Genomic DNA, 21,666 nt, shown 5'->3' on the forward strand with positions numbered 1-21,666 from the left:
TTTCCTAAGGCGATATGCATTGGGCAATGCGCTGTAACAATAGCGACCCTGATATCGGTGAAAGCGACATAGCGCTTGATTAATTCCGGCAAAACTTTTCCGACCCGTTTACTTGGCGATTGTGTCTGTCTATTATCAGGCCACTTACTAACTGCAACTGGCCACCTGGGTAAAACAACATGTCGCTGATTAACGAATACCGCGCCACCGAAGAAGCCATCAAAGAGCTGCAAGAGCGCCTGAAGAATCTGTCGCAAGATGACAAACTGAAGAAAGAACTGGAATTCGAAGGCAAACTGCGCAGCCTGATGGCCGAATACCAGAAGTCCCTGCGTGACATCACCGCCCTGCTCGACCCTGAAAGTGCCAAAGCCGGCAAGGCCGCCCGCGGCGCCGCCAAACCGGCCAGCGGCAAGCGTGCGCGCAAGGTCAAGCAATACAAGAACCCGAACACCGGTGAAGTGATCGAAACCAAAGGCGGCAACCACAAGACCCTGAAAGAGTGGAAGGCCAAGTGGGGCGCTGCCACCGTGGAAGGTTGGGCCACCCTGCTGGGTTAATCCCTGCGCAATGAAAAATGCCGGCGCTTGCCGGCATTTTTATTTGTCCGCCAATACCTCAGGAGCCGTAGCGGTTGCGCAGTAATTGCGCATGCTCGCGCCAGGCCTGCAATACCTGCTGCTGTGCCGGTGATGCCAGCGGCCACTCCTCCTGCAATGCCTGCGCGAAGTTATCCAGCGTATTGGGCGCACCCACGGAACTATCGTTCAGACGCTGCCGACAGAACTCCCGCCAGCGCGCCAGTTCCTCCCCCGCCAGCGAACTCGGAAAGTTGCGCGCACGGTAACGAAACAGCAACTCATCGAGGCGCGCATCGGCGAACGCCCAGTGGTCGCGCGCCAGTTGCTCGGCAGACGCAGCCCGCACCTGCTCGCACAGACGCTTATCGCGATCGCCGAGGAACCCTGAATAAAGCTGCTGCTCGGGATCGTCCAGCGCTGCAAAGTCATCGCTCGCATAAACCTCCGCCAACTTGGCTTGCCAGACCGCCTGCGCCTGTCGCAGTACCTCGGCCTGCCGCTCGCACTCGGCCAGGTCGAGCTGCAGGCGAACCAGGTCCTGCTCGCGCAACACCTTCATCGGCGCCACGACCGGGCACTTGTTGATATGCAGCAGCTTGAGCGGCACCGGCAATTCGCCCTCGCCCAGCTCGTCGCGCCGCGTGTACAAACGCCGGCGCAATGTCTCGGCATCCAGCTCCAGCAGAGGCTGCACATCGGCCTGCAGGTCGCAGACGATCAGCGCATTGCGATTGCGCGGATGCCAGGCCAGCGGCAATACCGGTGCCAGATAGTGGCGGCTGCCGGCAAAACGACCGGACACATGCACCACCGGTTGCAGCAGGCTAATCTGCTCCATCACCTGATGCTTGCCACGCAGCTTGTAGAGAAAATCATAGAGCCGTGGCTGGCGCGCCCTGATCAGCCGCGCCAGATCGATGGTGGCCCGCACATCGGACAGCGCATCGTGCGCCTGGCCATGCTCGATGCCGTTGGCCTGGGTCAGCCGCTCCAGCTTGAGCGAAACCCGCCCCTCCTCGTCCTGCGGCCACTCGATGCCGTCCGGGCGCAGCGCATAGGTGGCGCGCACCAGATCGATCAGATCCCAGCGACTGTTGCCACCCTGCCACTCGCGGGCATAGGGATCGTAGAAGTTGCGGTAGAGGCTGTAACGCGTCACCTCGTCATCGAAACGCAGGCTGTTGTAGCCGGCGCCGCAGGTGCCTGGCTGCGCCAGCTGAGCATGTACTCGCGCCATGAACTCGGCCTCGGTCAGTCCCTTTTCCGCCAGAATCTGCGGCGTGATGCCGGTAATCCTGCAGGCTGCCGGATGCGGCAGGATATCGTCGGAGGGCTTGCAATAGAGGTTGAGCGGCTCGCCGATTTCGTTGAGCTGCTCGTCGGTGCGCAGACCGGCGACCTGCAGCGGACGATCGCAGCGCGGGTTGATGCCGGTGGTTTCGTAGTCGTACCAGAAGATGCTGGAGCTCATGGGCGATCCTTCAACGTGAGAGGGCCAGTCTAACAAAGCATGATCGCGCTCACGCGCCGCGCGGCGCGTACTTGCTGGCGCCATGCCACTGTCGCTAGCATGCGCCCCTCGGAATACCTACCACGACCAGGAATGTCTCGCATGAATGAAGTAACGCTCCAGAACCCCTATACCATTCCCAGCAGCGACCTCATGGACAAGGCGGCGCCCGGCCAGGCCCTGTCGATCGAGGAAGCACTGACCCGTCGTTACGACTTCGCCATCTTCGACCTGCTTGGCGAAGCCTGGCGCAAAACCAAAGGCACCAAAGGCCTGATCTGGGGCGGTCTGTTCGCCTGTGCCGGCGTCCTGATCGGCGCCCAGCTCGCGCTCTATCTGGTCGCCATGGTCCTGGGGCTGGGCGCCTTCGGCCTGGCCGCCATCGGCGGCGGCGAAGGTGCGGCGATGGCTGGCGTTGTCGGCATGCTGCTGCTCACCGTACTCAGCACCGTGGTCAGCCTGGCCATCACCTATCCGTTCATGGCCGGTTTCAACATGATCGGCATTCGCCAGGCCGCCGGACAACCGCTGCGTTTCGGCGAATTCTTCGCCCATTTCAATCGCACCCTGGCGCTGCTGGGCGCAGCCATCCTGATGAGCATCGCCATCATCATCGGCTTCGCCCTGCTGGTACTGCCCGGTATCTACCTGTCGATCGCCACGCTGCTGACCATCCCGCTGGTGGTCGAGCGCAAGCTGTCGCCCTGGCAGGCCATGATGGTGTCCTGCAAGGCGATCACCCAGCACTGGTTCAAGGTCTTCTTCCTGTTCCTGACGATGAACATCGTCGTCTGGATCAGCATGCTGCCGCTGGGCATCGGCCTGATCTGGACCATCCCGATGTTCATCGTGATGATCGGCGTTCTGTACAACCGCATCTTCGGCGTGCTGCCCCCGCCGGCCCACTGAGCGCGGTGAAAGTTCGGGCCGCCTCGCGCGGCCCGATTGCTTTAGCGCCCTGCTGCTCGCTAGCATCAGGCATTCTTCGATGCAGTAGACCGATGTCCGCCATTTCAGCCACGCCCCCAGCCGCATTGCTGGACACCCGCCACCAGGTGGAAACGCCAGAGGGCATCGACCTGATCCTCCGGCCCGCCGGCCTGTTGCCGCGCGCCCTCGCCTTCGGCATCGACCTGCTGATCCGCGGCGCCATCCTGCTGGGCGCCTTTTTCATCCTGGCCATCCTCGGCCAGTTCGGCATGGGCCTCGGCACCATCCTGTATTTCCTGATCAACTGGTGGTACCCGGTGCTGTTCGAAGTGCTCTACCAGGGCCGCACCCCCGGCAAGAAGGCCATGGGTCTGCGCGTGATACACGATGACGGCACGCCGGTAGGCTGGGCGGCCTCGCTGACCCGCAACCTGCTGCGCGCCGTGGACATGCTGCCCTTCGCCTACTGCGTCGGCGCCGTCAGCAGCCTCAGCCACCCGAGTTTCAAACGCCTCGGCGACCTCGCCGCCGGCACCCTGGTGGTCTATCGCGACGAGCCGCCCAAGCGTCCGCAACTGCCGGAAGCAGACGCCGAGCGCGCGCCCTTCAGCCTGAGTCTGGTCGAGCAGCGTGCCCTGCTGGACTTCGCCGAGCGCAGTGCCGACCTTTCGGCCGCGCGCCGCGCCGAGCTGGCCGGCATTCTCGCCGAGCCCCTGGAGAGCCTGCCAGAGCAGACCGAGAAGCGCCTGCACGGCATCGCTCGCGGCCTGTTGGGGTCGGCATGAAGCAGCATCTGTTCGAACAGCGCCACGCTGCCGACTGGCAACGCTTCGACGAGTGCCTGAGCGCATTGGAAAAGGGCAAGGCCGAGCGCCAGGCAAGCGAACGCTTTGCCAACGACTATCGCCACCTGTGCCAGCACCTGGCCCTGGCCGAAGAGCGCGGCTACAGCAGCCACCTGATCGACCAGCTGCAGCAACTGGCCATGCGTGGCCACCAGCAGTTCTATCGCCACCGCAGCCATCTGGGTGCGCAGATCATCCGCTTCGTGATTGCCGGTTTCCCGCAACTGGTGCGCCATGAATGGCGCGCCGTGCTGGCCGGCTGCCTGCTGTTCTTCGGCGCCCTGATCGGCATGGGCCTGCTGACCTACCTGTTCCCCGAACTGATCTACAGCCTGATCGCGCCGGAACAGGTGCGCGAAATGGAACGGATGTACGACCCCGGCGCCCAGCGCATCGGCCGCTTTGCCGAGCGCGACTCCGGCGACGACTGGATGATGTTCGGCTTCTACATCATGAACAACATCGGCATCGCCTTTCAGACCTTCGCCAGCGGCCTGATCTTCGGCCTCGGCAGCCTGTTCTTCCTGCTCTACAACGGCCTGGTGATCGGCGCCATCGCCGGCCACCTGACGCGCATCGGCTACAGCGAGACCTTCTGGTCCTTCGTCATCGGCCACGGCGCCTTCGAACTCACCGCCATCGCCTTCGCCGGCGCCGCCGGCTTCAAGCTCGGCTGGGCGCTGCTCGCCCCCGGCCGCCTGCCCCGCGGCGAAGCGCTGCGCCGCGCTGCCCGCCAGGCCATCCAGCTGGTGGCCGGGGTCATTCTGTTTCTGCTGATCGCCGCCTTCGTCGAGGCCTATTGGTCCTCCATGACCTACGCCAGCCCCCTGACCAAGTACGGGGTCGGCGCCGGCCTGTGGCTGCTGGTGACCGCTTACTTCCTGCTCGCCGGACGGACTCACCATGCGCCTGACTGACGCCAGCGTTGCCATCCGTCCGCGCAGCGCCTGGGAAGCCATCGACCTTGGCGTGCTCCTGGCCCGGCGCCACGCCGGCCTGCTGATGCTCAGCTGGGCCGCCGTGACGCTGCCGCTGTTCGCCCTCCTCAGCGCGCTGCTATGGCGCTATCCGAGCCTCGCCGTACTGCTGTTCTGGTGGCTGAAGCCGGCCTGGGAACGCCTGCCCCTGCATATCCTGTCGCGCTCGCTGTTCGGCGAGGTGCCCACGCTCCGGGAAGCGCTGCGCGCCCTGCCGCGCCTGCTCAAGCCACAGCTGCTGGCCAGCCTGACCTGGCGCCGCCTGAGCCCGACGCGCAGCTTCGACCTGCCGGTGCTGCAGCTCGAAGGCCTGGGCGGAGAGGCCCGCAGCAAGCGCCTGACCGTGCTCGGCCAGCGCCACGCCGGCAGCGCCGCGTGGCTGACCATCTTCGGTGTGCACCTGGAAATGCTCCTGTGGATGGGCCTGGCCACCCTGCTCTGGCTGCTGGTGCCGCAGCAGGTCGAGATCGAGTGGGACTGGAACGCCCTGATCGCAGCCAGTAGCGGCGAGTGGCTGTGGCTGGAACACCTGTCCAACCTGCTCTACGTGCTGGTGCTGGTGTTCTGGGAGCCGATCTACGTCGCCTGCGGCTTCACCCTCTACCTCAACCGCCGCACCGAGCTGGAAGCCTGGGACATCGAGCTGACCTTCCGCCGCCTGCGCCAGCGCCTGCTCGGCAGCGCCTATGCCCTGCTGCTGGCCGGCATCGCCCTGGTGCTGTTACTGCCGGCCGGCGAAGCACTGGCCGACGAGCCGGCCGCCAGCTGCCCGGTGCCCTTCGACGATCCCATGGGCCCGGATGCCGAGCGCCTGCTCAGCCAGCCATTGACCAGCAAGGCCGCCCAGGACGGCATTACCCGTCTGCTCGAGGCGGCGCCTTTCGAGAATCGCGAAACCGTCACCCGCTGGCGCTTCGGCGAGGAAGAAAAAGCCGAAGAACCGAGTGAGGAAGACATCAAGGGCTTCGCCGAGACGATCGAGAAGCTGCTCAAGATCGGCGAATGGTGGGGCAAGCTGGACCTGGTCGCCCTGACCGTCGAAACCCTGCTGTGGGCCGCGCTGATCCTGCTGATCGGCCTGCTGCTGTGGCGCTATCGCGAGTGGCTGAGCATCTTCGCCGGCCGCATCGGGTTGCCGCAGCGCCGCATCCGCGCCATGCCGCAACAGCTTTTCGGCCTCGAAATCGCGCCGGAGAGCCTGCCCGACGATGTCGCCGGCGAGGCCGAAAGACTTTGGGCCGAGCACCCGCGCGAAGCCCTCGGCCTGCTCTATCGGGCCCTGCTCAGCCGCCTGCTGCATGATTTCCGCCTGCCCCTCAAGGGTTCGCACACCGAGGGCGAAGTGCTGCGCCTGGTCGAGGGCCTGCACAACGATGAACTGAGCCGTTTCAGCCAGGCGCTGACCCGCCACTGGCAGAACCTCGCCTACGGCCACCGCCTGCCACCGGAAAATCTCAAGCGAGGCATCTGCGAGGCCTGGCGCCGCCTGTTCGCCCAGGAGCGCCGCGCATGACTCGGCCGATGAAGCTTGCCCTCGGCGGCCTGCTGCTGATCCTCCTCGGCTGGGGCGGCCTGCTGCTGGTGCAGCGGCTGCAACCCTACGAAGAACAGATCGACCACGGCCCCTCTCCCGAGGCGAGGGCCAACGATTACCTGGCGGCCGAACTGTTCCTGCGCCAACAGAAGATCAACGTCAGGCGCGCCGATGGCCTGGAAGTGCTCAAGGACCTGCCCGCCGCCGGTCAGACCCTGATGCTGCTGGGGCCACGCCACAACATGACGCCGCGCCAGAACCAACAGGTACTGGACTGGACCGCCAAGGGCGGGCACCTGGTGTTCGTCGCCGAAGAGATGTGGGACGAGGAGGAAGGTCGCAGCGGCGACCTGCTGCTGGACAGCATCGGCGTGCAGCAGTACGACACCAGCCTCGAAGAGGACGAAGGCAGCGAAGAGGCCGTCGAAGACGAAGCGCTGGATAGCGAAGCCGAAGCCGAAGCCGAAGCCGAAGCCGAAGCCGAAGCCGAAGCCGAAGCCGAGACTGCGGGCACCGACGAGGAGGCGCAAGCCGCCGAGGAAGAAGATCGCTACCCGGAGCTGACCAAGATCTACCTGGAGAACGAGGACGCCCCGGCCTACGTCGAGTTCAACACCAGCTTCCACCTGCTCGACAGCGAGAACCGCGCCTACGCCTGGGCCAACAGCGGCGAATCCACCCACATGCTGCAACTGCAGCATGAGCAGGGCCTGATCACCGTGCTGACCGACGCCTGGCTGTGGCAGAACGATCGCATCGGCGACTACGACAACGCCTGGCTGCTCTGGTACCTGGGCCAGGACAGCGCCGTGACCCTGGTCTACAGCGCCGAGCGCGATGACCTGCTCAGCCAGCTGCTCAAGCACTACCCCGCCGCACTGGTGGCCCTCGCCCTGCTACTGGCCCTGCTGCTGTGGCACGTCGGCCTGCGCCACGGCCCGCTGCAGACGCCGCAGGTGCCGTCGCGCCGCCAGCTGGAGGAACACCTGCGCGCCGGCGCCGACTTCCTGCTGCGCCGCGTCGGCCAGCAACAGCTGCTGAGCACTCTGCAGCGCGACATCCTGCGCCGTGCCCGCCATCGTCACCCCGGCTTCGAACGCCTGCCGGTGGCCGAACAGTGGCAGGTCCTCGGTCGTCTCACCCGCCTGCCCAGCGGCGCCGTCAGCGCCGCCATGCGCCCGCTGCCGGCACAGCGTCTGTCCGCCGCCGACTTCACCCGCCAGGTCGCCAACCTGCAAACTCTCAGGAATGCCCTATGAGCGAAATTCCGCAGCAACCCAGCACCAGCCCCGACACCCCTGCCGCCGTGCCAGCGCCTGCGCCAGCCGCGGCCGCCACGCCGACTGCAGCGCCGGCCAACCCGGCCGCCCAGCAGCGCCAGCGCGCCAGCCAGATGCTGCAGGCCCTGCGCCTGGAACTGCAGAAGGCCGTGGTCGGCCAGCGCCAGGTGGTGGACGACGTACTCACCGCGCTGATCGCCGGCGGTCACGTGCTGGTCGAGGGCGTGCCCGGCCTGGGCAAGACCCTGTTGGTCCGCGCGCTGGCCAAGTGCTTCGGCGGCGAATTCGCGCGCATCCAGTTCACCCCGGACCTGATGCCCAGCGACGTCACCGGCCATGCCGTGTATGACCTCGCCAGCGAACAGTTCAAGCTGCGCAAGGGCCCGGCCTTCACCAACCTGCTGCTGGCCGACGAGATCAACCGCGCCCCGGCCAAGACCCAGGCCGCCCTGCTGGAAGTGATGCAGGAACGCCAGATCACCCTGGAAGGCCGCGCCATGCCGGTGCCGCAGCCGTTCCTGGTGATGGCCACGCAGAACCCGATCGAGCAGGAAGGCACCTACCCGCTGCCAGAGGCCGAGCTGGACCGCTTCATGCTCAAGCTGCGCATGGACTACCCGCAGGCCGATGAAGAGCTGACCCTGGTCCGCCAGGTCACCCGCTCGGCCAAGGCCGACATGCTCGAAGTGGCACCGCTGCGCACCCTGCTGTCAGCCAAGGACGTGCTGGCCCTGCAGAAGATCGCCAGCGAACTGGCGATCGACGATCAGGTGCTCGACTATGCCGTGCGTCTGGCCCGCGCCACCCGCAGCTGGCCGGGCCTGGCCATGGGCGCCGGCCCGCGCGCCTCGATCGCCCTGGTCCGCGGCGGTCGCGCGCGCGCCCTGCTGCGCGGCGGCGACTTCGTGGTGCCGGACGACGTCAAGGCCTGCGCGCTGGCCGTGCTGCGCCACCGCGTGCGCCTGGCGCCGGAACTGGATATCGAAGGATTGTCGGTGGATCAGGTGCTGCAGCAGCTGCTCGACCAGGTTCCGGCTCCGCGCCTGTGAAACCCTCGCGCCTGTTACTCGCCCTGATCGGCGGCCTGCTGGCCCTGGCGATCGTCCTCGGCAGCCTGCCGCTGCTCGGCATCAAGCTGCCGCAGACCCTGCAGCCGCTGTGGTGGGGCCTGCTGCTGGCACTGCTGCTGATCGCCGCTGCAGATGCCCTCTGGCTGCGTCGCCTGCCGACGCCGCGCCTGCAGCGCCAGCTGCCCGGCAACCTGCCGCTGGGACGCTGGAGCGAGGTGCGCCTGACCCTGCACCACGATTATCACCAGCCGCTGGTGGTGCAGGCCTTCGACCACCTGCCCGAGCACATGGATTTCGAGTTCATGCCGCAACAGGTGGAGCTGCATCCGGGCGAGCAGACCGAGTTCGGTTACCGGGTACGCCCACTCAAGCGCGGACATTTCCGCATTCCGCGCTGCGAGCTGCTGCTGCCCAGCCCGCTGCGCCTGTGGCAGGCCCGCCGCTTCATCGACCAGGCCAGCGAAACCCGCGTCTACCCGGACTTCGCCCGCCTCTACGGCGCCCAGCTGATGGCGGTGGACGACTGGCTCAGCCAGATGGGCGTGCGCCAGCGTCAGCGCCGCGGCCTCGGTCTGGAATTCCACCAGTTACGCGACTTCCGCGACGGCGACACCCTGCGCCAGATCGACTGGAAAGCCACCGCGCGCAAGCGCACGCCAATCGCCCGCGAATACCAGGACGAACGCGACCAGCAGATCGTCTTCCTGATCGACTGCGGCCGCCGCATGCGCAGCCAGGACGACGAGCTGTCGCACTTCGACCATGCGCTCAATGCCTGCCTGCTGCTCAGCTACGTAGCGCTGCGCCAGGGCGACGCCGTGGGCCTGGCGACCTTCGCCGGCGAGCAGGACCAGTACGTGGCCCCGGTCAAGGGCCAGGCCCATATCGGCAGCCTGCTCAACGCCGTGTACGCGCTCGACAGCACCCGTCGCCCGGCTGACTACGCAGCCGCGATCAATGCCCTGCTGGCGCGCCAGCGCCGCCGTGCGCTGGTGGTACTGGTGACCAACCTGCGCGACGAGGACGACGAAGAGCTGCTCGGTGCGGTCAAGCGCCTGGGCCGCCAGCATCGGGTACTGATAGCCAGCCTGCGCGAGGAAGTACTGGATCGCCTGCGCCACACCCAGGTACAGGACTACGAGCAGGCCCTGGCCTACTGCGGCACGGTCGATTACCTGAATGCCCGCGCCGGCCTGCACGAGCGCCTGCTGGCGCACGGCGTACCGGTGCTGGATGCACGGCCGAAGGAGCTGGGCCCGGAGCTGGTCGGACGCTATCTGGCCTGGAAGAAGGCCGGGGTGCTCTAAGCTCCGCCCAGCGGCGGAGCCGGCGATCAGCCGAGCAGAATGATCGCCCAGACCAGGCCGATCACCACCAGCGAAGTGAGCTGCGCGGCGCTACCCATGTCCTTGGCATTCTTCGACAGCGGGTGGCGCTCCAGCGAGATGCGGTCGATGGCCGCTTCCACCGCCGAATTGAGCAGCTCGACGATCAGCGAGAGCATGCTCACCGCCACCATCAGCGCCCGTTCCACCGGGCTCACGTCGAGCCAGAAAGCCAGCGGAATCAGCACCACGTTGAGCAGCACCAGCTGGCGGAAGGCGGCTTCGCCGGTAAAGGCCGCGCGCAGGCCGTCGAGGGAATAGCCGGCGGCGTTGAGGATACGTTTCAGGCCGGTCTGGCCCTTGAATGGCGACATGGAGAACGACAGTCCTGTGCAATGGAGGTCGGCACCTTAAGCACCTGACCGTCAAAAATGCGTGAAGGGCTCACTGCCCGGGGATCGATTCCATCTGCTGCAGCAGCAGCGCCGCCTGGGTGCGGGTGCGCACGCCCAGCTTGCGGAAGATGGCAGTGACATGGGCCTTGATGGTGGCCTCGGACACGCTCAGCTCGAAAGCGATCTGCTTGTTCAGCAGGCCTTCGCAGACCATGGTCAGGACACGGAACTGCTGGGGCGTCAGACTCGCCAGCCCGGCGCTAGCGGCCTTGGCTTCGGCCGAAACGCTGACCGCCTCGAACGCCTGCGGCGGCCACCAGACCTCGCCCTCGAGGACCTGGCGCACGGCCTGCTGGATGGTCTCCAGCGGGCTGGACTTGGGAATGAAGCCGCTGGCGCCGAACTCGCGGGAGCGCGCGACCACGGCCGCCTCTTCCTGCGCCGAGATCATCACCACCGGAATCTGCGGGTACTGGCCGCGCAACAGCACCAGGCCGGAGAAGCCGTAGGCACCGGGCATGTTCAGATCGAGCAGGACCAGGTCCCAGTCGCTCTTCTCGCTCAGGCGCGCTTCCAGTTCGGCGATGCTGGCCGCTTCCACCAGGCGCACTTCCGGGCCGAGCCCGAGGGTCAGCGCCTGGTGCAGAGCGCTGCGAAACAGCGGGTGATCATCGGCAATGAGAATCTCGTATGCGGCCATGGCTTTCCTGTTCTTGTTGTCGAGCTGGCTGGCGAGGCGGCGCTCAGCATGCCGAGCCGTGACGGGGTGGTCAAGTTCCGCGCTTTGCGGCAAAGTCGCCAGCTTTTCCTGCCGAGAACCGCCATGCGAAGCCAAGCCCTGCGCGCCGACCTGTTGATGCTGCTGACCGCGATGATCTGGGGCTCTGCCTTCGTCGCCCAGCGCCTGGGCATGGATGCGATCGGCCCCTTCCTCTATACCGGCCTGCGCTTCACCCTCGCCACCCTGGCGCTGCTGCCGCTGGTGCTCTGGCTGGGCAAACGCGAGGGCGAGCACAAGCCCGAGCCAGTCAACCGCGGCCTACTGCTCGGCGGCCTGGCCATGGGCCTGGCGCTTTCCTTGGGAATCAACCTGCAACAGGTCGGCCTGTTGTTCACCAGCGTGACCAACTCGGGTTTCATCACCGGCCTGTATGTCATCGTGGTGCCGCTGCTCGGCCTGCTGATCGGCCAGCGCACCGGCATGGGCACCTGGCTGGGCGCGGGACTGGCGGTGGTCGGCATGTTCCTGCTCAGCGTCGGCGAAGGCTTCCAGGTCGCCTCCGGGGACTGGCTGCAGCTGGCCGGTGCCTTCGTCTGGGGTATCCACGTGTTGCTGGTGAGCTTCTTCGCCAGCCGTCACGACCCGCTGCGCCTGGCCCTGCTGCAGTTCGCCGTCTGCGCGGTGCTGAGCCTCGTGCTGGCGGTGCTGTTCGAGGAGATCAGGCTCGAGGCCATCCTTGCCGCCGGCCCGGCCATTCTCTATGGCGGCCTCCTCGGGGTGGCGGTCGGCTTTACCCTGCAGGTAGTGGCGCAGAAGCATGCCATCGCCTCCCACGCAGCGATCATTCTCTCGCTGGAGGCGGTATTCGCCGCCATCGCCGGCGCCCTGCTGCTCGGCGAGGCGCTGGCGCTGAAAGGCTACTTCGGCTGCGCGCTGATGTTCGCCGGCATGCTGCTGGCGCAGCTGTGGCCCAAGCGCGCCTGAGTGCCGCCTAGCCTGGCGCTGTCGCGCTACAGAAAAGGCTGGATGGCCTGATGCGCCGGGCTCTGCTCGTCCAGCACACGGCGGTGCTTGGCGCTCAGGTAGTGTTCGGTGAACAGGTCCAGCCAGGCGTCCAGCGCCTGCGCCGCACGCGGCTCACCGGCCAGCTCCAGGCACAGCGCGGCTACCTCGGCCGTGCACAGGTGCTCGTCGCGCTTGGAGCGGCGCAGGCGGTAGCGCGACAACTGCTCCGGGCGCAGGCTGAGTACCGGAAAACGGTTCAGGTAGGGACTCTTGCGGAACATCTTGCGCGCCTCGGTCCAGGTGGCGTCGAGCAGGATGAACAGCGGCCGCTTGCCGTCGGTCGGTGGTGGCAGCACCTCGATCACCCGCTCGGGCTCGGCGTACTCGCCGGGGAACACCACGCAGGGGGCGTACTGCGGATCGTCCAGCAGCGCCAGCAGACGCGGATCGACCTCGGTACGCTGCCAGCCGAAGGCATGGGTATCGGCCACCAGGTCGGCGATCAGCCAGCCGGTATTGCTCGGCTTCAGCGCTTCCACGTCGTACATCAGCAGGCACACGCCTGCCTGCACCTCGACGCTCGGCCGCCAGGCACACAGGCAGTAGCTGGGAATCACCCGGCACCCGGGGCAGCGCTCGGAACGCGAGCCACGCGAGACAAAGGGTTTGAGGCTGCGCGCCAGGCGCTCGCTGCGCAGGCGGGAAACGGCATGGCTGCTCATGAGCGACTCCACGGAAAAGGCGCGCAGTCTACCTTCGCCGCCGGCAGGGAGTAAGATGGGCACCTGCTGAACCCGGGCCAGGAGCACCGGTCGAAACCAGCACTGCATACCATGGAGAGCCTCATGCCCCGCTTCATCACCCTGTTCGCCCTCGCCGCCCTGCTGCCTGCCGCTCACGCCGCCTCGCTGCAGGAGCATGAACTGACGCGCCTGCTGGAGCGGGTTGCCAAGGAGAGCAGCGTCGGCACGCCGCGGGCAATCAACGAGGACATTCTCGACCAGGGTTACACCGTGGAGGGCAACGAGCTGGTCAACCACCTCAGCGTACGCGCCGCGCACGCCGAGCAGATGCGCGCCAACCCGGCCACCGTGCGCAACCAGCTGGCCGCCAGCGTCTGCACCAACCCGGGCTATCGCAACCTGCTGACCCAGGGTGCGGTACTGCGTTACCAGTTCAGCGAGTACAAGAGCAATCGCCCGGTGGCGGTAGCGCGCTTCGTCAAGACCGACTGCGGCCTGCAGTAATCAGCCCTTGCCGCGTTGCTGCTCGCCATCGGCGCGGAGCTCGGCCAGCAGCGCCTGCATGTAGCTGGCCCGGCGCACGCCACCTTCGAGCCTGCGCAGGCATTCTTCTTCCAGGGTCAGATTGTTGATGCGCGCAGCCTGCACCAGCAGACGGTACAGCTGCAGATCCAGCTCCAGTGTCAGCTTGGGCATACCTGCCCCTCCCTTCCTGCGTCGACCGAGTGGTCGACACTGCAAGTAAACCAGAGCGCCGCGGACCTTCGCGCATGACGGACGAACGGCATGGCGCCGGCAAGCCATAATTTCGCTATGGGCAGCGGCCGCAGGCCATGGACCGAAGCCCACATCAGTAGAAGGAGATGTCCATGCCTTACGAACCGGATGACTATCTGTCCCGACACTTCCAGACCAGCGGCATCGATCTGACCAGCAAGGTGGAGGAACTGGCCGCGCTGGTGGTCCCCGCCAACAGCCCCAACCTGCCGCTTTACCAGGAAATGATCACCACCGTGATCCGCATGGCCCAGGCCGACCGCAACCGCTGGGACGCCAAGATCATGCTGCAGACCCTGCGCGAGATGGAACAGGCCTTCAGCACCCTTGAGCAGTTCAAGCGCCGGCGCAAGGTCACGGTTTTCGGCTCCGCGCGCACGCCGACCGACCATCCCGTCTACCAGTTGGCCCGGGAGCTCGGCCAGACCCTCTCACGCCTCGACCTGATGGTGATCACCGGGGCCGGTGGCGGCGTCATGGCCGCCGCCCACGAGGGTGCGGGGCTGCAGAACAGTTTGGGGTTCAACATCACCCTACCCTTCGAGCAGAGCGCCAATGCCACGGTGCGAGGCACCAGCAACCTGCTGTCGTTCCATTTCTTCTTCCTGCGCAAGCTGTTCTTTGTCAAGGAAGCCGATGCCCTGGTGCTCTGCCCGGGCGGCTTCGGCACCCTGGACGAGGCACTGGAGGTGATGACCCTGGTGCAGACGGGCAAGAGCCCGCTGGTTCCCATCGTCCTGCTCGATGAACCGAACAGCAACTACTGGGAGCACTTTCAGGACTTCCTGCGCCAGCAACTGAAAGAGCGCCAGTACATCCTGCCCAGCGACATGCACCTGCTGCATCTGGTTCACAGTGCCGAGGAGGCCGGCCAGGAAATTGCCCGTTTCTACCGCAACTTCCACTCCTCGCGCTGGCTCAAGGAGCAGTTCGTGATTCGCATGACGCATCCGCTCAGCGCAGAGGCCATGCACACGCTGGACAAGGAGTTCGCCGATCTCTGTCGCGGCGAGGGCTTTCTGCAGCAACCCTACTGCGAAACCGAAACCGACGAGCCCGAGCTGTGCGAGCTGACCCGCCTGGCGTTCCGCTTCAACGCCCGCGACCACGGACGCCTGCGTCAGCTGGTGGACTTCATCAATCTGCCACAGAACTGGGCACAGAACGACTGAGAAAGGCGCCAGGCGCATGAGAGGAATGGCGCACCTGGCAGCACAGAAAAAACAGAGCCCGGAGAGGGGACAAGCTCCGGGCTCAAGGGGAAATCAGTCCAGACTGACACCGCGCAGCAGGCGCCCTATCTGCTCCTGGGAAAAGCCGTGGTAAGCCAGAAAGCGCGCCTGCTTGGCCTTTTCGCGCATGTCCTCGGGGATCTGACCGGCGAACTTGCGTTGCCACAACTCGCGCAGCTGCTCCCCCCAGTCCACCTCCGCCTCGCTCAGGGCTTGCTCGATAGCCGGGCGTGACAAGCCGCGCTGAGCCAGCTCCTCGCGAATACGCATCGGCCCGTAGCCGGATCGCGCACGACTGGCGACGAAGGTCTCCAGGTAACGACTCTCCGACAACAGCCCTTCTTCCGCCAGGCGGTCGAGGGCGCCGTCGATCAACTCCTGTGGCGCCCCACGCTGGCGCAGCTTGCGCGTCAGCTCGACACGGCCATGCTCGCGCCGGGCCAGCAGGTCCATCGCCGCGCGGCGCACGGCAACGGCAGTATCGAGCATGGCGGTCATGGCCACTCAGCCTCGGGAATCAGGCGTCGAGATCGGCCAGATCGTCCGCCTCCGCTTCGGCGGCACCGCGAGCGGCGGCACCGGCCACCAGCAGCTTGTCGCGGATGATCTTCTCGATGGCGCTGCCGGTTTCCGGATTGTCTTCCAGGTACTTGGCGGCGTTGGCCTTGCCCTGGCCGATCTTGTTGCCCTGGTAGCTGTACCAGGCGCCGGATTTCTCCACCAGGCCGAGCTGCACGCCCAGGTCGATGATCTCACCGGTGCGGTAAATGCCCTTGCCATACATGATCTGGAACTCGGCCTGACGGAACGGCGGAGCCACCTTGTTCTTCACCACCTTGACGCGGGTTTCGCTACCGACCACCTCGTCGCCTTCCTTCACCGCGCCGGTGCGGCGGATATCCAGGCGCACGGAGGCGTAGAACTTCAGGGCGTTACCGCCGGTGGTGGTTTCCGGGTTGCCGAACATCACGCCGATCTTCATACGGATCTGGTTGATGAAGATGACCAGGCAGTTGGCGTTCTTGATGTTGCCGGTGATCTTGCGCAGCGCCTGGCTCATCAGGCGGGCCTGCAGGCCGACGTGGGCATCGCCCATCTCGCCTTCGATCTCGGCCTTGGGCACCAGCGCGGCCACGGAGTCGACGATGATCACGTCAACCGCATTGGAGCGCACCAGCATGTCGGTGATTTCCAGGGCCTGCTCGCCGGTGTCCGGCTGGGAGACCAGCAGGTCGTCGACATTGACGCCCAGCTTGCCGGCGTAGTCGGGGTCCAGCGCGTGCTCGGCATCGACGAAGGCACAGGTGGCGCCGGCCTTCTGGGCCTCGGCGATGACCGACAGGGTCAGGGTGGTCTTACCCGAGGATTCCGGCCCGTAGATCTCGACGATACGGCCCTTCGGCAGGCCGCCGATGCCGAGTGCGATATCGAGGCCGAGGGAGCCGGTGGAAATGGCCGGAATGGCCTGGCGGTCGTGGTCGCCCATGCGCATCACGGCACCCTTGCCGAACTGCTTCTCGATCTGACCCAGGGCTGCCGCCAACGCGCGCTTCTTGTTCTCGTCCATTTCCATCCTCACGTGATCAAAGGGAGCCGTTCGCTCACCAACAACTGTATAAGTAGACAGTAGTATTCCATAAGGCAAATCGCTCGCCTACCCCCGCGACGGATTTTCTCCCGCCGTCAGTCGGAGCAATCCTGCCAGCGCCCGCTCGACCGTCTGCCGCCGCACCGCCTCACGATCACCGGCAAACAGGCAGCGCTCGGCGAAACAGCGCGCACCATCGGCCCAGGCCAGCCAGACAGTGCCGACCGGTTTGTCCGGCGACCCCCCATCGGGCCCGGCGATGCCACTGACCGCCACGGCAAAACGAGCCCCACTGTGGCGACTGGCGCCGCCGACCATGGCCTCCACCACTTCGCGACTGACCGCGCCAACGCGCGGGAACAATTCCGCCGGCACGCCGAGCTGGGCCGTCTTCTGGGCATTGGAATAGGTGACATAGCCGGCCTCGAACCAGGCCGAACTGCCGGCGATACGGGTAATCGCCTCGGCAATGCCTCCGCCGGTACAGGACTCGGCGGTGCAGACCTGGGCGCCAAGCGCCTTGAGCTGCGCGCCCAGTTGTTCAGCCAGCTGCGTGATGGAATCCATGTGCGCTCCGGGGTGAAACGAGAAGGAGGGATACCCTACACTAGGCGCTTTTGCGATTTCAGCCGGACCGAACAGCATGAGCGATTTGTCAGCCCACACACCTATGATGCAGCAGTACTGGAAGCTGAAGAACCAGCATCCGGACATGCTGATGTTCTACCGCATGGGCGACTTCTACGAGCTGTTCTACGAGGACGCCAAAAAAGCCGCAGCCCTGCTCGACATCACCCTCACCGCCCGTGGCCAGTCGGCCGGCCAGGCGATTCCCATGGCCGGCATTCCGTTCCACTCGGCCGAGGGCTATCTGGCGCGTCTGGTGAAGTTCGGCGAGGCGGTGGCGATCTGCGAGCAGATTGGCGATCCGGCCACCAGCAAGGGGCCGGTGGAACGCCAGGTTGTGCGCATCATCACCCCCGGCACCATCAGCGACGAGGCCTTCCTCGACGAGCGCCGCGACAACCTGGTCGGTGCCATCCTCGGTGACGAGAAGCTGTTCGGCCTGGCCGTGCTGGACATCACCAGCGGCCGCTTCAGCGTGCAGGAACTGAAAGGCTGGGAAAACCTGCTGGCCGAGCTGGAGCGCCTCAGCCCCGCCGAACTGCTGATCCCCGATGACTGGCCGCAGGGCCTGCCGATCGAGAAGCGTCGTGGCGTGCGGCGCCGCGCGCCCTGGGACTTTGAGCGCGACAGCGCGCGCAAGAGCCTGTGCCAGCAATTCGGCGTGCAGGATCTCAAGGGCTTCGGCTGCGAGGGCCTGACCCTGGCCATCGGTGCTGCCGGCTGTCTGCTGGTGTACGCCAAGGAGACCCAGCGCACCGCCTTGCCGCACCTGCGCAACCTGCGCCATGAGCGCCTGGACGACACCGTCATCCTCGACGGCGCCAGCCGCCGCAACCTGGAGCTGGACACCAACCTCGCCGGCGGCCGCGACAACACCCTGCAGTCGGTGGTCGACCGCTGCCAGACCGCCATGGGCTCACGCCTGCTGACCCGCTGGCTGAACCGCCCGCTGCGCGACCGCAATGTATTGGAAGCACGCCAGGAGGCCATCGCCTGTCTGCTCGACCGCTACCGCTTCGAGCTGCTGCAGCCACAGCTCAAGGACATCGGCGACGTTGAGCGCATCCTCGCCCGTATCGGCCTGCGCAACGCCCGCCCGCGCGACCTGGCGCGCCTGCGCGATGCCCTCGCCGCGCTGCCGCAGCTGCAGAGCGCCATGGCCCAGCTGGATACCCCGCACCTGGCCGAGCTGGCGGTGAACATCCGTACCTATCCGGAACTGGCCGATCTGCTGGCCCGCGCCATCATCGACAACCCTCCAGCGGTGATCCGCGACGGCGGCGTACTCAAGACCGGCTACGACGCCGAGCTGGACGAGCTGCAATCGATCAGCGAGAACGCTGGTCAGTACCTGATGGACCTGGAGGCGCGCGAGAAGGAGCGCACCGGCTTGGCCAACCTCAAGGTCGGCTACAACCGCGTGCACGGCTACTTCATCGAACTGCCGAGCAAGCAGGCCGAGTCGGCCCCGGCCGACTACATTCGCCGGCAAACTCTGAAAGGCGCCGAGCGCTTCATCACGCCGGAGCTGAAGACCTTCGAGGACAAGGCGCTGTCGGCCAAGAGCCGCGCCCTGGCCCGCGAAAAACAGCTGTACGAGGAACTGCTGGAGCTGCTCATCGCCCAGCTGGCCCCGCTGCAGGACACCGCCAGCGCCCTGGCCGAGCTGGACGTGCTGGCCAACCTGGCCGAGCGTGCGCTGAACCTCGACCTCAACCGCCCACGCTTTGTCGAAGAGCCCTGCCTGCGCATCGACCAGGGCCGCCACCCGGTGGTCGAGCAGGTACTGGAAACGCCCTTCGTGGCCAACGACCTGGGCCTGGATGACAGCACCCGCATGCTGATCATCACCGGCCCGAACATGGGCGGTAAATCCACCTACATGCGCCAGACCGCGCTGATCGTGCTGCTCGCACATATCGGCAGCTTCGTACCGGCAGCCGCCTGCGAACTGTCGCTGGTGGACCGCATCTTCACCCGTATCGGCTCTTCCGACGACCTCGCCGGCGGCCGCTCGACCTTCATGGTGGAGATGAGCGAGACCGCCAATATCCTGCACAACGCCACCGACCGCAGCCTGGTACTGATGGACGAGGTGGGTCGTGGCACCAGCACCTTCGACGGCCTGTCGCTGGCCTGGTCGGCTGCCGAACATCTGGCCAAGCTGCGTGCCTGGACTCTGTTCGCCACCCATTATTTCGAGCTGACCGTGCTGCCCGAAAGCGAGCCGGTGGTGGCCAACGTGCATCTCAATGCCACCGAGCACAACGAGCGTATCGTCTTCCTCCACCATGTGCTGCCCGGCCCGGCCAGCCAAAGCTATGGCCTGGCGGTGGCGCAGCTGGCCGGCGTGCCCGGTCCGGTGATCCAGCGTGCCCGCGAACATCTGGCCCGCCTGGAGACCACCAGCCTGCCGCACGACGTACCCCGCGGCGAGCCAGGACAAGTTGCCGCGCCCCTGCAGAGCGATATGTTCGCCGCCCTGCCACACCCAGTACTGGAAGAATTGGGCAAGATCAATCCCGATGATCTGACCCCGCGCCGCGCCCTGGAACTGTTATATACATGGAAGACGCGCATCTAACGCCGACGCGCTCAAGCTGATAGAATCGCGCGCATTTTTACGACTGCCCGGTTTACAGCCTGAGCCGCGGCCATTATTGAGCGCCTGCAAGTCCCGCACAGACGGGAAGCAGGCCGCCGCCCGAGGAGACAATCAGCATGACCTTCGTCGTCACCGACAACTGCATCAAGTGCAAATACACCGACTGCGTGGAAGTCTGCCCGGTGGACTGCTTCTACGAAGGCCCGAACTTCCTGGTGATCCACCCGGACGAGTGCATCGACTGCGCCCTGTGCGAGCCGGAATGCCCGGCACAGGCGATCTTCTCCGAGGACGAAGTGCCGGAGAACATGCAGGAGTTCATCGAGCTGAACGCCGAGCTGGCGGAAGTCTGGCCGAACATCACCGAGCGCAAGGATGCCCTGGCGGACGCCGAGGAATGGGATGGCGTGAAGGACAAGCTGCAGCACCTGGAGCGCTAAGCGCCCGCAACGCAAAAGGCCCGCATCTGCGGGCCTTTTCGTTTCTGGCTTTCCTGCGGGCAAAAAAAGGGGCGGTGATTAACCGCCCGCTCTTTCTTCCCTACTCCCTGAGAATCCTTTCATCTTCCTGATGAACTGCATCCTGCAGTGGTTCCCTGGCCACCATCCTGGCGACCGTGCCTTCTCCCTAGGCACGGCTTCATATTAGCGTTTCAGCGCCGCCGAGCAAGGCCGCCCTACGCCGAAAAGCCTTACTCAAGGCCGCCATCAAATAAAATAATATCCTTATTAGTCAAATGCTTAAAAAGCATCGACACAGAATGACAGTTCGCAACCGATGCCATTCTCGTGAAATCTCCTACGCCCATGTAAGCCATGACTTACACGAACTACCAATAAAAAGCCCGGCTAGTGCCGGGCTCTGTGTCTGCCGTACCTGTTACTGGAACAGGGCGTCGCTGGACAGACCATTCTTCTCCAGAATTTCGCGCAGCCGTTTGAGCGCCTCGACCTGGATCTGCCGCACCCGCTCGCGGGTCAGGCCGATTTCCTGGCCAACTTCTTCCAGGGTGCAGCTCTCGTGACCGCGCAGACCGAAACGCCGCACCACCACTTCGCGCTGCTTGTCGGTCAGCTCGGACAGCCACTGGTCGATGCTCTGCGACAGATCATCGTCCTGCAACAGGTCGCAAGGGTCGCTCGGACGGTCGTCGGTCAGGGTATCGAGTAGGGTCTTGTCCGAGTCCGGACCGAGTGACACATCAACCGAAGTGACCCGCTCGTTGAGGCCGAGCATGCGCTTGACCTCGTCGACCGGCTTCTCCAGCAGGTTGGCGATCTCCTCGGCCGAGGGCTCGTGGTCCAGCTTCTGGGTCAGCTCGCGGGCCGCTCGCAGGTAGACATTCAGCTCCTTCACGACATGGATCGGCAGGCGGATCGTACGGGTCTGATTCATGATCGCCCGTTCGATGGTCTGACGAATCCACCAGGTCGCATAGGTGGAGAAGCGGAAGCCGCGCTCCGGGTCGAACTTCTCCACGGCGCGAATCAGCCCGAGGTTGCCCTCCTCGATCAGGTCCAGCAGGGACAGGCCGCGATTGACGTAGCGGCGGGCGATCTTCACCACCAGGCGCAGGTTGCTTTCGATCATGCGCTTGCGCCCGGCAGGGTCGCCTTTCTGCGCCAGACGTGCGAAGTGGACTTCTTCCTGTGGGGTGAGCAGCGGGGAAAAACCGATCTCGTTGAGATACAGCTGGGTCGCATCGAGCGCCCGGGTGTAGTCGATGTACTTGTGCTGTTTGAGAGTAGTGGTCGAGTTCTTGGATTTGGCGCTGGAGAGGGACAGCTCGGCTTCCTCTGTCAGTTCCTCCAGGACGATGCCGGGCTCCATCAGGAGAACCTCATCGTCTACGTCAAACTCCGGCGCTTCTTTGCTGAGTGCCATTGTTGTTGTCCTGTGCTGAGTTCGACAACAAGCCTTG

General features: G+C 65.5%; 22 protein-coding genes. 13 read left to right on the forward strand and 9 right to left on the reverse strand.

The genetic code is table 11. From position 1 onward, the window contains the following. Positions 1-179: 179 nt before the first annotated feature. The gene (gene mvaT / locus PA6_RS17265; RefSeq protein ID WP_021702241.1) at positions 180-560 is read left to right on the forward strand and encodes a histone-like nucleoid-structuring protein MvaT; all 381 of its coding nucleotides are present in this window, start codon (positions 180-182) and stop codon (positions 558-560) included. A gap of 58 nt (positions 561-618) precedes the next feature. Here the strand turns inward: mvaT and sbcB are convergent, their stop codons facing one another. Next, positions 619-2,052, reverse strand: coding sequence for an exodeoxyribonuclease I (sbcB, locus tag PA6_RS17270; protein WP_021702242.1), 1,434 nt, complete (start codon positions 2,050-2,052; stop codon positions 619-621). Positions 2,053-2,193: 141 nt separating this feature from the next. Between sbcB and PA6_RS17275 the strand changes: the two genes are divergently transcribed. The 7 genes from PA6_RS17275 to PA6_RS17305 all read left to right on the forward strand — a co-directional run bounded on the left by PA6_RS17275 (position 2,194) and on the right by PA6_RS17305 (position 10,034). Then, positions 2,194-3,000 (forward strand): hypothetical protein, encoded by an 807-nt coding sequence (locus tag PA6_RS17275; protein ID WP_021702243.1) that lies wholly within the window; start codon positions 2,194-2,196, stop codon positions 2,998-3,000. A 92-nt stretch (positions 3,001-3,092) separates the two neighbouring features. Beyond that, on the forward strand, positions 3,093-3,806 hold the full coding sequence (locus PA6_RS17280) for an RDD family protein (RefSeq protein WP_021702244.1): 714 nt from the start codon (positions 3,093-3,095) through the stop codon (positions 3,804-3,806). Next, positions 3,803-4,783: a stage II sporulation protein M gene (locus PA6_RS17285; protein WP_021702245.1), complete on the forward strand. Its 981-nt coding sequence runs from the start codon at positions 3,803-3,805 to the stop codon at positions 4,781-4,783. Before PA6_RS17280 ends, PA6_RS17285 begins: the two co-directional genes overlap by 4 nt. Continuing rightward, the gene (locus tag PA6_RS17290) at positions 4,770-6,356 is read left to right on the forward strand and encodes a DUF4129 domain-containing protein (protein ID WP_021702246.1); all 1,587 of its coding nucleotides are present in this window, start codon (positions 4,770-4,772) and stop codon (positions 6,354-6,356) included. Before PA6_RS17285 ends, PA6_RS17290 begins: the two co-directional genes overlap by 14 nt. Next, positions 6,353-7,636, forward strand: a complete 1,284-nt coding sequence (locus PA6_RS17295; protein ID WP_021702247.1) for a DUF4350 domain-containing protein — start codon at positions 6,353-6,355, stop codon at positions 7,634-7,636. Before PA6_RS17290 ends, PA6_RS17295 begins: the two co-directional genes overlap by 4 nt. Next, entirely contained in the window at positions 7,633-8,706 is a 1,074-nt protein-coding gene (locus tag PA6_RS17300) for an AAA family ATPase (RefSeq protein WP_052520184.1), read from the forward strand. The genes PA6_RS17295 and PA6_RS17300 overlap by 4 nt, the downstream gene beginning before the upstream one ends. Next, entirely contained in the window at positions 8,703-10,034 is a 1,332-nt protein-coding gene (locus PA6_RS17305) for a DUF58 domain-containing protein (RefSeq protein WP_021702249.1), read from the forward strand. The genes PA6_RS17300 and PA6_RS17305 overlap by 4 nt, the downstream gene beginning before the upstream one ends. 26 nt (positions 10,035-10,060) lie before the next feature. Here the strand turns inward: PA6_RS17305 and PA6_RS17310 are convergent, their stop codons facing one another. Together PA6_RS17310 and erdR are read right to left on the reverse strand one after the other, a co-directional pair. Beyond that, a complete protein-coding gene (locus PA6_RS17310; protein ID WP_021702250.1) occupies positions 10,061-10,426 on the reverse strand; it encodes a diacylglycerol kinase in 366 nt (121 codons plus the stop codon). A gap of 70 nt (positions 10,427-10,496) precedes the next feature. Further along, positions 10,497-11,147, reverse strand: coding sequence for a response regulator transcription factor ErdR (erdR, locus tag PA6_RS17315; RefSeq protein WP_021702251.1), 651 nt, complete (start codon positions 11,145-11,147; stop codon positions 10,497-10,499). A gap of 123 nt (positions 11,148-11,270) precedes the next feature. Between erdR and PA6_RS17320 the strand changes: the two genes are divergently transcribed. Continuing rightward, positions 11,271-12,152, forward strand: coding sequence for a DMT family transporter (locus tag PA6_RS17320; protein WP_021702252.1), 882 nt, complete (start codon positions 11,271-11,273; stop codon positions 12,150-12,152). A gap of 26 nt (positions 12,153-12,178) precedes the next feature. On the opposite strand, the gene PA6_RS17325 is transcribed toward PA6_RS17320, so the two are convergent. After that, entirely contained in the window at positions 12,179-12,895 is a 717-nt protein-coding gene (locus tag PA6_RS17325; RefSeq protein WP_043216891.1) for a tRNA-uridine aminocarboxypropyltransferase, read from the reverse strand. A gap of 123 nt (positions 12,896-13,018) precedes the next feature. Here PA6_RS17325 and PA6_RS17330 point away from each other — a divergent pair, with 123 nt between their 5' ends. Beyond that, positions 13,019-13,420, forward strand: a complete 402-nt coding sequence (locus PA6_RS17330) for a quorum-sensing-regulated virulence factor family protein (protein WP_021702254.1) — start codon at positions 13,019-13,021, stop codon at positions 13,418-13,420. Here PA6_RS17330 and PA6_RS17335 read toward each other — a convergent pair whose 3' ends face one another. Next, entirely contained in the window at positions 13,421-13,612 is a 192-nt protein-coding gene (locus PA6_RS17335) for a hypothetical protein (RefSeq protein WP_021702255.1), read from the reverse strand. 173 nt (positions 13,613-13,785) lie between these two features. Here PA6_RS17335 and PA6_RS17340 point away from each other — a divergent pair, with 173 nt between their 5' ends. Beyond that, positions 13,786-14,865, forward strand: coding sequence for an LOG family protein (locus PA6_RS17340; protein WP_021702256.1), 1,080 nt, complete (start codon positions 13,786-13,788; stop codon positions 14,863-14,865). A 93-nt stretch (positions 14,866-14,958) separates the two neighbouring features. Here the strand turns inward: PA6_RS17340 and recX are convergent, their stop codons facing one another. The 3 genes from recX to PA6_RS17355 all read right to left on the reverse strand — a co-directional run bounded on the left by recX (position 14,959) and on the right by PA6_RS17355 (position 17,080). Beyond that, positions 14,959-15,423 carry a recombination regulator RecX gene (gene recX / locus PA6_RS17345; protein ID WP_021702257.1) on the reverse strand — a complete coding sequence of 155 codons (465 nt, stop codon included), beginning with the start codon at positions 15,421-15,423 and terminating at the stop codon, positions 14,959-14,961. Between the two features lie 19 nt (positions 15,424-15,442). Next, the gene (gene recA, locus PA6_RS17350) at positions 15,443-16,492 is read right to left on the reverse strand and encodes a recombinase RecA (protein ID WP_021702258.1); all 1,050 of its coding nucleotides are present in this window, start codon (positions 16,490-16,492) and stop codon (positions 15,443-15,445) included. A gap of 87 nt (positions 16,493-16,579) precedes the next feature. Beyond that, positions 16,580-17,080 (reverse strand): CinA family protein, encoded by a 501-nt coding sequence (locus PA6_RS17355; RefSeq protein ID WP_021702259.1) that lies wholly within the window; start codon positions 17,078-17,080, stop codon positions 16,580-16,582. 76 nt (positions 17,081-17,156) lie between these two features. On the opposite strand from PA6_RS17355, the gene mutS reads away from it, so the two are divergent. Together mutS and fdxA are read left to right on the forward strand one after the other, a co-directional pair. After that, complete coding sequence (gene mutS / locus PA6_RS17360) at positions 17,157-19,724, forward strand: DNA mismatch repair protein MutS (protein WP_021702260.1); 2,568 nt, start codon at positions 17,157-17,159, stop codon at positions 19,722-19,724. 137 nt (positions 19,725-19,861) lie between these two features. Continuing rightward, positions 19,862-20,185 (forward strand): ferredoxin FdxA, encoded by a 324-nt coding sequence (gene fdxA / locus PA6_RS17365; protein WP_021702261.1) that lies wholly within the window; start codon positions 19,862-19,864, stop codon positions 20,183-20,185. A 439-nt stretch (positions 20,186-20,624) separates the two neighbouring features. On the opposite strand, the gene rpoS is transcribed toward fdxA, so the two are convergent. Then, entirely contained in the window at positions 20,625-21,629 is a 1,005-nt protein-coding gene (gene rpoS, locus PA6_RS17370) for an RNA polymerase sigma factor RpoS (protein WP_021702262.1), read from the reverse strand. Between the last annotated feature and the right edge of the window lie 37 nt (positions 21,630-21,666).

It is taken from the genome of Aquipseudomonas alcaligenes NBRC 14159 (genome assembly GCF_000467105.1).
Classification (GTDB): domain Bacteria; phylum Pseudomonadota; class Gammaproteobacteria; order Pseudomonadales; family Pseudomonadaceae; genus Aquipseudomonas; species Aquipseudomonas alcaligenes.